This is a genomic window from Pseudomonas sp. S2_E02, assembly GCF_054668355.1.
Window position 1 is genome coordinate 1,627,383 of the sequence record NZ_CP162761.1, and the last position, 14,164, is coordinate 1,641,546.

General features: G+C 60.2%; 10 protein-coding genes and 1 riboswitch. Of the genes, 2 read left to right on the top strand and 8 right to left on the bottom strand.

The window, feature by feature from the left end; all coding sequences use genetic code 11:
* Positions 1-663 carry an amino acid ABC transporter permease gene (locus tag AB4O01_RS07350; RefSeq protein ID WP_460091167.1) on the bottom strand — a complete coding sequence of 221 codons (663 nt, stop codon included), beginning with the start codon at positions 661-663 and terminating at the stop codon, positions 1-3.
* Positions 664-714: 51 nt separating this feature from the next.
* Entirely contained in the window at positions 715-1,563 is an 849-nt protein-coding gene (locus AB4O01_RS07355; protein WP_460091169.1) for a transporter substrate-binding domain-containing protein, read from the bottom strand.
* 424 nt (positions 1,564-1,987) lie between these two features.
* Between AB4O01_RS07355 and AB4O01_RS07360 the strand changes: the two genes are divergently transcribed.
* Both AB4O01_RS07360 and AB4O01_RS07365 read left to right on the top strand, forming a co-directional pair.
* The gene (locus tag AB4O01_RS07360; RefSeq protein WP_460091170.1) at positions 1,988-2,392 is read left to right on the top strand and encodes a hypothetical protein; all 405 of its coding nucleotides are present in this window, start codon (positions 1,988-1,990) and stop codon (positions 2,390-2,392) included.
* 83 nt (positions 2,393-2,475) lie between these two features.
* The gene (locus AB4O01_RS07365) at positions 2,476-2,913 is read left to right on the top strand and encodes a thioredoxin family protein (protein WP_460091171.1); all 438 of its coding nucleotides are present in this window, start codon (positions 2,476-2,478) and stop codon (positions 2,911-2,913) included.
* A gap of 247 nt (positions 2,914-3,160) precedes the next feature.
* On the opposite strand, the gene AB4O01_RS07370 is transcribed toward AB4O01_RS07365, so the two are convergent.
* From AB4O01_RS07370 to cobW, 6 genes are all read right to left on the bottom strand, one after another.
* A complete protein-coding gene (locus AB4O01_RS07370; RefSeq protein ID WP_460091172.1) occupies positions 3,161-4,720 on the bottom strand; it encodes a TerC family protein in 1,560 nt (519 codons plus the stop codon).
* A 310-nt stretch (positions 4,721-5,030) separates the two neighbouring features.
* The gene (locus AB4O01_RS07375; RefSeq protein ID WP_460091173.1) at positions 5,031-6,677 is read right to left on the bottom strand and encodes a phospholipase D-like domain-containing protein; all 1,647 of its coding nucleotides are present in this window, start codon (positions 6,675-6,677) and stop codon (positions 5,031-5,033) included.
* A 175-nt stretch (positions 6,678-6,852) separates the two neighbouring features.
* A complete protein-coding gene (locus AB4O01_RS07380; RefSeq protein WP_286079811.1) occupies positions 6,853-7,536 on the bottom strand; it encodes a vWA domain-containing protein in 684 nt (227 codons plus the stop codon).
* On the bottom strand, positions 7,518-8,519 hold the full coding sequence (locus AB4O01_RS07385) for an ATP-binding protein (RefSeq protein WP_460091174.1): 1,002 nt from the start codon (positions 8,517-8,519) through the stop codon (positions 7,518-7,520). The genes AB4O01_RS07380 and AB4O01_RS07385 overlap by 19 nt, the downstream gene beginning before the upstream one ends.
* A 337-nt stretch (positions 8,520-8,856) precedes the next feature.
* Complete coding sequence (gene cobN, locus AB4O01_RS07390; RefSeq protein ID WP_460091176.1) at positions 8,857-12,705, bottom strand: cobaltochelatase subunit CobN; 3,849 nt, start codon at positions 12,703-12,705, stop codon at positions 8,857-8,859.
* Between the two features lie 3 nt (positions 12,706-12,708).
* The gene (gene cobW, locus AB4O01_RS07395; RefSeq protein ID WP_093430911.1) at positions 12,709-13,782 is read right to left on the bottom strand and encodes a cobalamin biosynthesis protein CobW; all 1,074 of its coding nucleotides are present in this window, start codon (positions 13,780-13,782) and stop codon (positions 12,709-12,711) included.
* 99 nt (positions 13,783-13,881) lie between these two features.
* A riboswitch (cobalamin riboswitch) is annotated at positions 13,882-14,093 on the bottom strand.
* Between the last annotated feature and the right edge of the window lie 71 nt (positions 14,094-14,164).

Below are 14,164 nucleotides of genomic sequence, written 5' to 3' on the forward strand. Positions count from 1 at the left end.
CTATCGGCGGATCGCCAGACGCTGCTCGAGGTAACGCAGCAACATGGCAATGAGGTAACAGGCCGCGACATACAAAGCCGTGGTCACCAGCCAGGTTTCGATTACCCGGTAGCTCTCGACGTTGATCTTGCGCGCGTAATAGGTCAGCTCCGGCACCGCAATTGCGGCGGCCAGCGAGGTGTCCTTGAACAGCGAAATGAAATTGTTCGACAGCGCCGGCAGCACATTGCGCAGCATTACCGGCACGGTGACGTAGGCCTTGACCTGCCACTCGCCGAGACCAATGGCCAGTCCGGCCTCGCGCTGGCCTTTGGGGATACTCAGCAAACCGCCACGGAACACTTCGGTCAGGTACGCCCCGGCATACAACGACAGGGTGACGATGAACGACGGGATCTTGTCCAGACGAATCCCGAGACTCGGCAACGCAAAGTAGATCAACAGAATCAACACCAGAATCGGCGTGTTACGCACCACCGTGACGTACACCGAGGCCAGCACGCGCAAGGCGCGATGCTTCGAGAGCAAGGCGAACGCCATCAGCAGGCCGATCACGCAGCCGATGGCGATCGACACCAAGGCCAGTTCAAGGCCCAGACCGAGCCCCGCCAGCAAGGTGTCGAAATCACGCCACACGGCGGCAAAGTTCAACTGATAGTTCATGGTCAGCAGTACCTTGAGCGGGGCGACTTTAATCGCCCCACTCTCACGGGATCATTTGAATTCGACTGGGAAACCGATCGCAGGCGACGGCAGGTCAACGCCGAACCATTGTTTGAACGACGCCGCATAAGTCGGGAATTCAACGCCGGTCATCGCTTCATGCAGTGCGGTGTTGACGAAGTTCAGCCAATCCTGATCGCCGCGTTTGACTGCGCACGCGTAAGTCTGGGGGCTCCACGCATAGGTCGGGCTGCGGTAGCGACCTGGGTTCTGCACCATCAGGTATTTGACCGAAGACTGGTCAGTGGCGGCGGCATCGGCGCGGCCGGAGTTCACGGCCTGGTACATCAGGTCGACGCTGTCGTACTGATCGACCTTGGCTTTTGGCAATGCTTGATGCACCAGCTCTTCGGCGTAGACGTTTTGCAGCACGGCCACGGTGACGCTGTCGCCGGCGGCTTGCAGGTCTTCGATTTCCTTGTACTTGCTGTTGTTCGGCAGCAGCAGGCCGACGCCTTCGCGGTAGTACGGCAGGGTGAACGCCACCTGCTGCGCACGGCTGGCGGTGACGGTGATGAACTGGCAACTCATGTCGACCTTGTCGGTGAGCAGATTGGGAATCCGCGCATCGGACGACTGCACGACGAATTCGACCTTGCTCGGGTCGTTGAACAGACCTTTGGCCACCATCCTGGCGATGTCGATATCAAACCCCTGCAACTTGCCGTCCGCGCCCTGAAAGTGCCACGGCGCATTGGTGCTACCGGTACCCACGATCAACTTGCCACGGGCCAGAACACTGTCGAGCTTGCTGTCGGCTGCCTGGGCCAGGCCCATGACAGCGGACGAAGCCGCAAGAACAAAAACACACGCTTTTAACAACGAAGGACGGCGATGCATGGCAAGCACTCCAGGATGGTGTTTATTCCGCTATACCGGAACACGGTTTGTTACTACGGAATAGACAGCAGAAAGTGTGCCATAGCTTTGGCAATAAAACCCAGGTCCTCGGAAACATTAATCGGTTCAACAAGTTAGCCCGCGTATCTACACGCGACTATTGCCAGTAGAAGTTTGACCGTCGCTACTGAGGGCAACCAATTGGGAAGTAACGTCACATTCAAGGGCATTTGCGCGACCAATTGATGCACACATAGAGCAATGAATCGGACTTGAAAAATGGACTGAGCACGGGTGACCGTTCATCGGATTTGCGGCTTGACCTGTCAGAGTTGACAGTTGTTGACCGGTGAATTGATAGGCCTACTGGTTTGGACCGAACGGGTCAGGAATCGAACTCAAAATCTCAATAAGGACTTTTGAAATGGCCAACCTGATAAAAAACGGTGATTTCGCCAATCAAGGCGACCACTGGACCGCAACAAATAAAGAAAACGTCAGTTATGTGAATGGTCACTGCATAATCGCGACTCCTGACTCCATTAGTCAGGACGTTCTCCTGGGTAGCGAGGGCGGCGGTAAATTCATGATCTCGGCAAGAATGAAAACACTGCCTGGCTATGCTGGCCGCGTCACTGTGCAACCACTTCCGACAGGCGACCTGGTTAAACTTGACGTCTCTGGAGGTCAGAACTGGACGATCAAGTTCCAAGAGTTCGAAGCACCTCTTGCGACACTCAAATTCACGGTGAAGGCAGAGTCAAATGACGGTACGTTTGATGAACTTGGCTCTTATTTCAGCGATTTAACGCTATCCAAGTTGCTCTGAGCCAATACTCTTGAAAGCGAGCTTTCATCTCGTGACGGCTCGCTTTTTCCGTGAACCACTGCATTCCGAAAAGGGAGTTTCCAATGAACTCGACAACCCCTTTCGCAGCCTTGCCGGCCACCTATCGAAAAACACTGAAAACCTGGCGCCCGGTGATTCTGTATTTCGCCAACGAACACTGCCCCGCCTGCGAATGGGCCGGACCGATTTTTCGCCAGACGGCCGAGCCATACCGATATCGTGCCAATATCTACATGCTCAATACCAGCGAGTCCCCGCGCCATCCGCTGGTCACCGGCACGCCCACCGTGCTGTTTTACAAGAACGGTAGGCTGGTGAAAAAACTCAAAGGCATCGGCAGTGAAGAAACCCTCGCACGGGATTTCGCCGAGCATATCGGCAAGACCAAAGCACCCGTTGCCGTCCGCAAACAAACGCATGATCTGCCTTGGCTGCGTCAGACACTTCGTACTCTGCGCACTGTTGCACGTGCTCGCCTGCGGAAATTCCTCGAACGGTGACAACCAGTATCGGTGAGACCCGGGTCGAGGATTTCGATTCGCTGAATCAGGCGGCGCTCAAGGCGTAAGGGGCGTTGTTTGCGTCAAAGCATATCGGGAAGGATCGCTACACTTTTCATCAGTGAATACTGCGGTGCCTGAACCCAAGCATTCGCGAGCAAGCTCGCTCCCACATTTGAAACGCGTTCCAAGGTGGGGGCGAGCTTGCTCGCGAAGAGGCCGGCACAGTTAGTAGAGAACTCAAGGATTACGCTGGCGTGCGCTCCAAAAGCACCCGCGTCACCCGCCGCTCATCCACCGCTTTGACCGTCATCTGCCAGCCATCCAGTTCCAGACGATCACCAATGACCGGGAGACGATCAAGAAGGCTCATCACCAACCCGGCCATCGTCTGATAGTCCTCGGTCGGCTGCGCACCAAACCCGGTGCGTTGGCGCACTCGCGACAGGTTCAACGCACCACTGACGATAAACCCGCCCTGCTCCTCGACCACATCCGGGCCTTCGATTTCGCTGGCATCGGGCAACTCACCGGCTATCGATTCGAGGATGTCGGTCATGGTCAATACACCAACGAAATCACCGAACTCGTTGACCACAAAAGCAATGTGCGTCGAGGCGGCGCACATTTGCTCCAGCGCGTTGAGGATCGAGTAGCTGTCGAGCAAATTGATGGTCTTGCGCGCCAGGTGTTCCAGGTTCGGCTCGGCGCCGGCCAGGTACTCCTTGAGCAATTCTTTCTTGTGCACGAAGCCCAACGGCTCATCCACCGCACCGTTACGAATCAACGGCAGACGCGAGTAGGACGAGTGCATCAAGCGAGCCCGAATCGCTTCACGATCATCGGCCAGATCAAGCGTGTCGACATCGGCGCGCACGGTCATCAGCCCGCGAATCGGGCGTTCGGCGAGTTGCAGCACGCCGCTGATCATCACCCGTTCGCGACGGTCGAACAGTTCCGCGCTTGGCGCGTCACCGTCGTCGAGCAGGTCGGCAATTTCCTCGCCGACCTCTTCCGCCGCCAGTTTACGCCCACCCAGCAAGCGCATGACCGCGTGAGCCGTGCGCTCGCGGATCGGCCGCAAACCCTGCATCGAACGCTTGCGCCGAGCCCGGGCGATCTGGTTGAACACCTCGATCAGAATCGAGAAGCCAATGGCGGCGTACAGATAACCTTTCGGAATGTGGAAGCCCAGACCTTCGGCCGTCAGGGCAAAACCAATCATCATCAGGAAGCCCAGACACAGCATGATCACCGTCGGGTGCGCGTTGACGAAGCGCGTCAGCGGTTTGCTGGCGACAATCATCAAGCCAATCGAGATGATCACCGCGATCATCATCACCGCCAGTTCATCGACCATGCCCACGGCCGTGATCACCGCATCCAGCGAGAACACTGCGTCGAGCACCACAATCTGCGCGACGATCGGCCAGAACAGCGCATAGGCGGTGTTGCTCGAGCGTTCGCCAACGTGGCCTTCCAATCGCTCATGCAACTCCATCGTCGCTTTGAACAGCAGGAACACACCACCGAACAACATGATCAGGTCGCGACCAGAGAAACTCTTGTCGAACACCTCGAACAATGGCTGCGTGAGGGTGACCAGCCAGGAAATACTCGCCAACAGGCCAAGGCGCATGATCAGCGCCAGCGACAGGCCAATAATCCGCGCGCGGTCACGCTGATGCGGTGGCAGCTTGTCTGCCAGAATTGCGATGAACACCAGGTTGTCGATACCCAGCACCAGTTCCAGCACGATCAAAGTCAACAAGCCTAACCAGGCCGTGGGATCCGCTAACCATTCCATAAAACGTCTCTATCTCTCTCGATGAATTCAGGCTGCCGGACACGGCAAAGCGCAACGCGAAGGCTCTGGGGCCGCGTTAGCAACGATAGTCGGATGTCGGAAAACGGGATGCTGCGAGTGCGTCAAGACCGCGCCATGGCGCGAGGGGAAGGTGCGACTGGGAGGCTCCGAGAGGGTGTTCATGCAAATCCTGAATGAAAAATGGCCTTGGAGCGTACAGGCTTTGGGAACATTTCCTACAGCGGCAAATCATTTCTAAATTTGTAACAGCGCTCCAGATTCCCCCGTAGGAGCTGCCGCAGGGGCAATGTCAGCGGCCGGCGAAGCGCAGCCGGGACAACTGCCGCAAATCCCCTTCGATGTAATAGTCATTCGTCCAATGGTCATCCACCGCCAACGGACTCACCTGCTTCAACGCCAGCTTCTTGGCGAAATAACGAAAGCGGTAATGCTCATAAAACCGCAGCAGCTCCAGCCCGTAACGATCCGCCAGATCGGTGTCGCCGCGAATGATCAGGTAGTTTTCATCGTTGCCATTACTCGCCGAAACGCTGAGGTTGTGGCTGCCGCTGATGATCGTTGGTGTGTCCGTGGTGAAGTCGGTGACCACGGCTTTGGTGTGCACCAGCAGATTGCCTTTCTGGCCTTTCATGTTCTCGCGCAGCCAGCCTTCCAGCCCGGTGTTGAGCAATGCGGTGGCGGCGAATTCGGCGCTGCGGTCGGCGTGAAAACCGGTGATTCGGCTGGCAGTGTTCTGCAGGCCATAACGCAAAACATCGTCGTGGGGCTGGCCGAGTAACGCGTTAAGAATCGCGTCCGGCAGCGAGAACGCGGTGACGAACAGCACGTCCTTTTTCGCCGCGCTGATGATCTGCACGAACGCCTGCAGATCGGCCCCGCCGGTGCGCGGCGAGAACCCGGCGAACACAGGTTGCTGCGGATTCATCGGGTTGTGTTCAGTAATCCAGTCACGGGTAACGCCGATATCATCAGGCTGCGCCCAGATCTGCTCGAACGTCTGCAGATAACTGGCGGCAATCGATGCATCGTCCAGCACATGCACCACGTTGGCCTGACGATAAACCCCGTTGGCGGTGAAATTGGTGCTGCCACACAAAACCGCTTCAGGCTGATGAGTGCCGCTGGCATCGACGCGGCTCAGGACCATGAATTTGTTGTGAAAGATGTTGTGGGTCACCCGCCCGCGTTTGCTCGCAGGAGGCAGTGCCGCCAGGCTCGCTTCGTTGAGCGTGGTGTCTTCATCATCGGGCCGGGCGTGATACAGCACCCGCACCTGTACGCCTCGCGTGAACGCCGCGTTCACCGCATCGACGATTGCCTGCAACTGATACTCGTAAATCGCGATGTCCAGCGCCCACTGACCATCGACCGCACGCTCGATAAACCCCAGCAAGCGCCCGAGCAAACCGTTTTCCAGCCACTGTCGCGCGGCATCGGGCCAGGCTTCGATGGGCATGTTTTTGTTGGCGCTGATCTGCGCGTCCAGATCGGGAAACTTGCGCTGGAATGCCTGACTGGCGGCGACCGCACGGTTGAATATCACGCTTTGATTGCTCGGGTGACCGTCATCGGAGGTGATCGTCAGTTCCAGCGGCTCACCCAACTGCACGGCATCCGCAGTGCCGTAGGCCAGATGCACGCGATAGTGAAGGGTCATGCCCGGATTGACCGCGTAATCGGCCCAGCGAAATTTCTGCAGCGGGGCTTTATCGCTTGGGGTGGCGTGGAACTGGGGAAAGGTGTGAGCCTTATTCGGGAAGGTCAGGCTGTTGAACAGGAACAACCAGGGTTTGGCGCCCTGCTGCTTTTCGATGGCAAACCCGAGCAAGCCTCGGCGCCGGGACTCGGCGAGGTCCATGGCCAGCAGCACGCCGTTGGTGCCGGCATAGGCTTTGACGCGGAAGTCGTCTTGAGGGTTTTTGACCAGAACGCGCATCGCTCACTCCTTGTGATTGGGGCTGGGTGCAGCATAGAGCAGTGATGCGGGTTTTGAGTGTTCGGCTCTAGACCGGGTCGATGCAATCGCGAGCAGGCTCACTCCTACATTTGGAATGCGTTCCCCTGTAGGAGTGAGCCTGCTCGCGATGAGGCCCGACCAGACACAGAAAGTATCAGAGGGAAATCAATTCATCGATATGTTGATACTGCGCATCCAGCTCCGTCGCCAGATCCTTGGCCCGGCCCAACCGGATCGGCCCACGCTCGATGTCGATCAGCAACCCCGGACACCCCAGCGCGGGTAATCCCGACCACTGTTTCAGACGCCCATCGGTCACCACCAGCAAGCGTTGCTGCTCGGCAGGAAAGCGCTTGCGCCGCACCGTCAGCCACTGCCCGGCCTGCTCCAGCGCCGCCAGCAACGGCGTGCCACCGCCTGCACCCAAAGCGTCCAGCCACATCCGCAAGCCGCTGGACGCCTTCAATCCCTGCACCTGCCATTTCGGCACCGAGCCACTGGCCGTCAACAATGCGAGTCGTGCCCGTTGCCGGTAAGCATCATCGAACAATTGCGCGAGCAAACCTTTGGCATCGCTCAAGGCCTGATGGCGGCGGGTCGAGGCGGAGGCATCGACAATCACAAGCCACAATTCATGCGGTGAGCGCGTGCGCAGTTGAAACAGCAAATCTTCACGCGTCCGGGGACGCCCGTTGAGCAACGTGCCCGGCCAATTTACTGTACCGCTGCGCGCCTTATGGCGCTTGCCTTGGCGTCCGTTGTCCAGCCGACCGGCGCGGGGTCTGGCATTCGCCCCCGCGTCGGATCGGGGGCGAATGCCTAAGGCTTTTTTGGCCAGCTCGGCACTTCGCGGCGGGCGCCGGTGGCGAGCGCAGGCGCCGGCATGTCGCCCCACTGGCCCTGCCCTTCACTCGGTGATGCCTGAGTCGCGGCCGGCGACTGGGCCGGTTGCGGCGGATTCGATGGCGCTTGCTCACGGCGCCGATGGCGCAGGGCAAACTCGGCGACAGCGTCGATATCCTCTGCGCCAATCACCTCAGCTCCGCGCCACGCTGCGTGGGCACGTGCGGCGCGCAACCAGACCAGGTCGGCACGCAGACCATCAACCCCGGCGGCGAAACAACGCTCGGTGATCTGCGCCAGTGCGGCATCATCCAGCGGAATATTGGCCAGGGCATCACGAGCGTTTTCGCAACGCGCACGCAAGGCTTGCTGCTCGGCTTGCCACTGTGCGCAGAACGCTTGCGGGTCGCTGTCGAAATCCAGTCGCCGACGGATGATCTGTCCGCGCTCGGTCGGTGCCGTGTGGCCACTGAGGGCGACGTTCAGGCCAAAGCGGTCAAGCAGTTGCGGACGCAACTCGCCCTCTTCCGGGTTCATCGTGCCGATCAGCACGAACTTCGCCGAATGCCGATGGGAAATGCCGTCGCGCTCGATCAGATTGGTGCCGCTGGCGGCAACGTCGAGCAGCAGATCGACGAGGTGATCGGGCAGCAGATTGACTTCATCGACGTAGAGTACGCCGCCGTCAGCCTTGGCCAGCACACCTGGTGAGAATTGTGCGCGGCCCTCGCTGAGGGCAGCGTCAAGGTCGAGGGTGCCGACCAGGCGTTCTTCGGTGGCGCCCAACGGCAAGGTGACAAATTGACCGCTGGCGAGCAGATCGGCCAGGCCCCGGGCCAGGGTGGATTTGGCCATGCCGCGCGGGCCTTCGATCAGCACGCCGCCGATTTTCGGGTCGATGGCGGTGAGGCACAGGGCGAGCTTGAGGTCATCGGCGCCGACCACGGCGGAGAGCGGGAAATGCGGGGTGTCGGTCATTTGGGTTTTCTCTGTCGTGGTCTTTGGTGTGCTTGAGTGTTGTGGTGTGTCAGTCGGGGTGGCCCTCACCCTAGCCCTCTCCCAGGGGGAGAGGGAACTGATTGCGGTGTTCTTGCAAGTTGCGCCGACCCGAATTATCGAGTTGAACTCAGGCTCCAAAGCCAACACAAATCGGCTCCCTTACCCCCTTACTCCCCTGGGGAGAGGGAACTGACCTAGGTGTTCTTTCGAATTCCGTCGACCTGATATGTCGGGCCGAACTCAGACTTCGACAGCAACGCAAATCGGCTCCCTCTCTCTCCGGGAGAGGGCTGGGGTGAGGGTAGCTTTTGGCCGGTTACATATCTTCCTCAATATCCAGCAGCAGATTCTCCAGCGCTTCCTTATAAGCCCCAGGCTCCTGCCACATCCCCCGCTGCTGTGCCTCAAGCATCCGCTCGGTCATATCCCGCAGCGCGTGCGGATTATGCTCACGAACAAATTCCCGCGTTGCCGGATCCAGCAGATAAGCATCGGCCAGCAAAGCGTACTGGTGGTCATCAATCAACTGCGTCGTCGCATCGAACGCGAACAGGTTATCAACCGTCGCAGCCATTTCGAACGCGCCTTTATAGCCGTGGCGCTTGACCCCGTCGATCCATTTCGGATTGACCGCTCGTGAGCGGATCACCCGGTTCAGCTCTTCTTTCAAGGTGCGAATCTTTGGCAGATCCGGTTGACTGTGATCGCCGTGATAACTCGCCGCCGCTTCACCGCGCAAGCTTTCCACGGCAGCGAGCATGCCGCCCTGGAACTGGTAGTAATCATTGGAATCGAGCAGGTCGTGCTCGCGGTTGTCCTGATTCTGCAGCACCGCTTGTACCTGACTCAGGCGCTGAACGAACTGCTCGCGCGCAGCGGTGCCCTCATCAGCACCGCCATAGGCGTACGCGCCCCAGTTCAGATAAACCTCAGCGAGATCTTCACGGCTCTGCCACAAGCGACCGTCGATGGCGCCCTGCACGCCTGCGCCGTACGCGCCGGGTTTGGCGCCGAAGATCCGCCATCCGGCCTGACGCCGCGCGGTGTCCTCGTCGAGGCCCGATTGCCGCAGCGCCTCGCGCTCGGCACGCACTTTCGCCGCAAGCGGGTTGAGGTCGTCCGGCTCGTCCAGCGCTGCCACTGCTTGCACGGCGGCGTCGAACAGGCGAATCAGGTTGGCGAAGGCATCCCGAAAAAACCCGGAAACTCGCAGCGTGACATCGACGCGCGGACGATCAAGCAGGCTCAGCGGCAGAATCTCGAAATCATCAACGCGCTGACTGCCAGTGGCCCACACCGGACGCACGCCCATCAGTGCCATGGCCTGGGCGATGTCGTCGCCACCAGTGCGCATGGTCGCGGTGCCCCACACGGATAATCCGAGCTGGCGCAGGTGATCGCCGTGGTCTTGCAGGTGCCGTTCCAGAACCAACGTCGCCGACTGGAAACCGATGCGCCACGCGGTGGTGGTCGGCAGGTTGCGCACGTCGACCGAGTAGAAGTTGCGGCCGGTGGGCAGCACGTCAAGGCGACCACGGCTGGGTGCACCGCTGGGGCCCGCGGGGACGAAGCGACCGCTGAGGGCGTCGAGCAGGCCGCGCATTTCAGCGGGGCCGCAGGCATCGAGGCGTGGGGCGACGACTTCGCGCAGCGACTGGATAATCGCATTCACATCAGACCACCCCGGACCTTGTGGGAGCGAGCTTGCTCGCGAAAGCGGTGTGTCAGTGAATGAAGTGTTGGCTGACACGACGCCTTCGCGAGCAAGCTCGCTCCCACATGGATCGTGCAGGGCTTGGGAAATCAGCTGTGTGGCAAACAGTTCGAGGCGTTCGCGGGTATCGCCGGCGGTGCGCCAGACTTCGTCGCCGATTGATCGCAATTGATCGGGGCGCGGACCAGACCAAGGGTCGGCCAGCGCGCAATCGAGCGGATCGAAACCGAGTTCGAATGCTTTGGCCAGTGCCCGCAATAAACTCGACTGCGCGCCTTTGCCATCGCCACGCGGTATACGCAGCAAAGCCAACAACGTATCAATGCGCAAACGCCCGCTCGGCGATTCACCAAAAATGTGCAAACCATCGCGAATCTGCGATTCCTTCAAATCACACAAATACGTATCCAGGCGCGGCAACCAGATCGCCGCGTCGGCATCACTGTCCAGCGCGGCATCGAGTTGCAGTTCGCGGTCGATCTGCGTCTCGCGGACCAATAGCAGAATGTCGCGCTGCAGTTCACGGGCGCGGCGCGGATCAAGCAGCTGCGCTTCGTAATACTCGTCGGCCAGCAGCTCCAGATTGCGCAACGGGCCGTAGGTTTCGGCACGGGTCAGCGGCGGCATCAGGTGATCGATAATCACCGCTTGCGTGCGCCGTTTGGCCTGCGCGCCCTCCCCCGGATCGTTGACGATAAACGGATAGATATTTGGCAGCGGACCGAGCAACGCATCCGGCCAGCAGTTCTCCGAAAGACCGACGCCTTTGCCCGGCAGCCATTCGAGGTTGCCGTGTTTGCCAACGTGAATCACGCCGTGGGCGCCGTAGGTGTTGCGCAACCAGAAATAGAACGCCAGATAAGCGTGCGGCGGCACCAGATCGGGGTCGTGATAGACCGCGCTCGGGTCGACCTGATAACCGCGCGCCGGCTGAATACCGACGAAGGTCAGGCCGAAGCGCAGACCGGCGATCATCATCCTCCCGTCGCGGCACATCGGGTCGTTTTGCGGCGTGCCCCAGCGTTCGATCACAGCGCTGCGATTGGCCTCGGGCAGCGCGTTGAACATCGTCAGATAAGCGTCCATCGCCAGGCTTTGCTGGCACGGACGCAGATCAATGGTGTCGAGATCGTTGCTGACGCCGCCGAGCAATTGCTCGATCAACTCGGTGCCGCTATTCGGCAGTTCAGCGGTGAGCGGATATCCCTCAGCCTGCAATGCACGCAGGATGTTCAGCGCCGCCGCCGGCGTGTCGAGACCGACACCGTTGCCGATGCGGCCATCACGGGTCGGATAGTTGGCGAGGATCAATGCGATGCGTTTTTCGCCATTTGGTACTTGCGCCAGATCAATCCAGCGCCGCGCCAGTTCAGCGACGAAATACATGCGCTCAGGTTGCGCGCGGTAGCAGACGACATCGGACTGACTGCGCTCACTGCGCCAGGCCAGATCCTTGAAACTGATCGGTCGGCTGATGATGCGCCCGTCGAGTTCCGGCAAGGCAATGTGCATGGCCAGATCCCGTGGCCCCAGGCCTTGCTCGCTGTCGCGCCAGCCGGGCTCGTTGTCCTGCGCGCAGATTGCCTGGATCACCGGGATATTGCGGCGAAACGGTCGCAGATGCGGCGCTTCCGGGCTGGATTGAGCGAACCCGGTGGTGTTGAGAATCACCCCGGCCTCAACCTCGTCCAGCCAGTCCTCGACCACCGTCAGGCAGCCGGGTTCTTTCAGACTGGCCACCGCGATCGGCAGCGGATTCAGCCCCGCCGCTTGCAAGCGCTGGCAGAACACATCGATGAACGCGGTGTTCGCCGCTTGTAGATGCGAGCGGTAAAACAACACCGCCGCGACCGGATGTGCAGGCAGCCAATCGGCTTGCCAGTCACTCAGTGCGGCGCTGGTTTTATTCGGGTGGTAAATCGCCGTGCGCGGCAGCGCCTGCGGTTCTTCCCAGACGTAATCGCGAGCCAGCCAACGGTTGGCGAGGCAGCGGAAAAAGTCCAGCGCATTGCCCAGTCCGCCCTGGCGCAGGAATTGCCAGAGGCGATCACGATCCACAGCGTTGACGGTGCTCAGGTCGCTGAGTTCCGGGTCAGGACGGTCATCGCCCGGCACCAGAATCACCTGCACACCGCGCTCGGACAGTTCAATCAGACGCTCGACGCCGTAGCGCCAATAGGCGATGCCGCCGTGCAGCGAGATCAGGATCACCTTGGCGTGGCGCAGCACTTCATCGACGTACAAATCGACCGAAGCGTGATTCTGCACCTGCATCGGGTTGGCCAGACGCAGGCTCGGGTAATCTTCCGGCAACTGCTGCGCGGCTTCGGCGAGCAGCGCCAGACTGGAGTCGCCGCTGCACAGGATCACCAGCTCGGCGGGGGTTTGGCCAAGGTCGGCAATGTTGTCATCCGAGACGAAACCGCCGGGCTGAGTCCTGAGCAGGTGCATGGCTTAAACGCTGAGCGCAGCGCGCAGTTGCGCTTCGAGTTGCGCGGCGTCGAGCTCCTGGCCGATCAACACCAGACGCGTGACGCGCGCTTCATCAGCGCCCCACTGACGGTCGAAATGCTTGTCGAAACGCGTACCCACGCCCTGGATCAGCAGACGCATTGGCTTGTTCGGGATGGCGGCGAAACCTTTGACGCGCAGGATGCCGTGCTTGACCACCAGTTGCGTCAGGGCGTCGAGCAGCAGGCTTTCGTCGGCTTGTGGCAGTTCGATGGAGATCGAATCGAAGGCGTCGTGATCGTGGTCATCGTGGTCGTCATCGCCTTCACCGTGGTGGTGATCATGATGGCTGTGGCGGCTGTCGATGTGCTCCTCGGAACCGGCGCCGAGGCCGATCAGCACGTCCAGCGGCAGACGGCCGTTGCTGGCTTCGATGATTTTCACTGCTGGCGGCAGCTCTTCGGCGACTTCAGCGCGGACACGAGCGAGATCTTCCGCGCTGGTCTGGTCGGCCTTGTTGAGGATCACCAGGTCGGCGCTGGCCAGTTGATCGGCGAACAGTTCGTGCAGTGGCGATTCGTGGTCGAGGTTCGGATCGAGTTTGCGCTGGGCATCAACCTGATCCGGGAACGCGGCGAAAGTGCCAGCAGCGACGGCCGGGCTGTCGACCACGGTGATCACCGCATCAACGGTGCAGGCGCTGCGGATTTCCGGCCACTGGAAGGCTTGTACCAGCGGTTTTGGCAGGGCCAGGCCCGAGGTTTCGATAAGGATATGGTCGAGATCGCCGCGACGGGCAACCAGTTCGCGCATCACCGGGAAGAACTCTTCCTGAACGGTGCAGCACAGGCAGCCGTTGGCCAGTTCGTAAACGCGACCGGTGGCTTCTTCTTCGGTGCAACCGATGGTGCATTGCTTGAGGATTTCACCGTCAATGCCCAACTCGCCAAACTCGTTGACGATCACCGCGATACGACGGCCCTGAGCGTTGTCGAGCATGTGCCGCAGCAGCGTGGTCTTGCCCGAGCCGAGGAAGCCGGTGACGATGGTGACGGGGAGTTTGGCCAGTGTTTTCATCGGTATGCCCTTTGGCAAGCGGCGGGCATACGGGACGAGAACCGGCAACGCGCGTGCGTGCCTGGAGAGTTCGCCACCGGATCACCCCGCCCGGTTGTAGTGAGAATCTGTGACGAGGCAGGTCTCCTGGCTGACGGTGTTCAGGCGCTGGGCCTGGCGTTGGCTGCGCCTTCCCGCGGGCTCATAAGTTGAGCTGGCAGTGGCGTGGCAGCGAACATCACCGTTCACAGTTGCGGGGGCAGCCGCGGCATTGACCGCGTTCCCTTCTTAGCTCCGGCACACGCCGGAGAACCTCGAATGCGCAAGGCTACGCATGCACGGCAGGCGGGTCAACGCCTGGATCATTGTGGTTATAAGGACAGCAACTTTTCCATCTAATGAT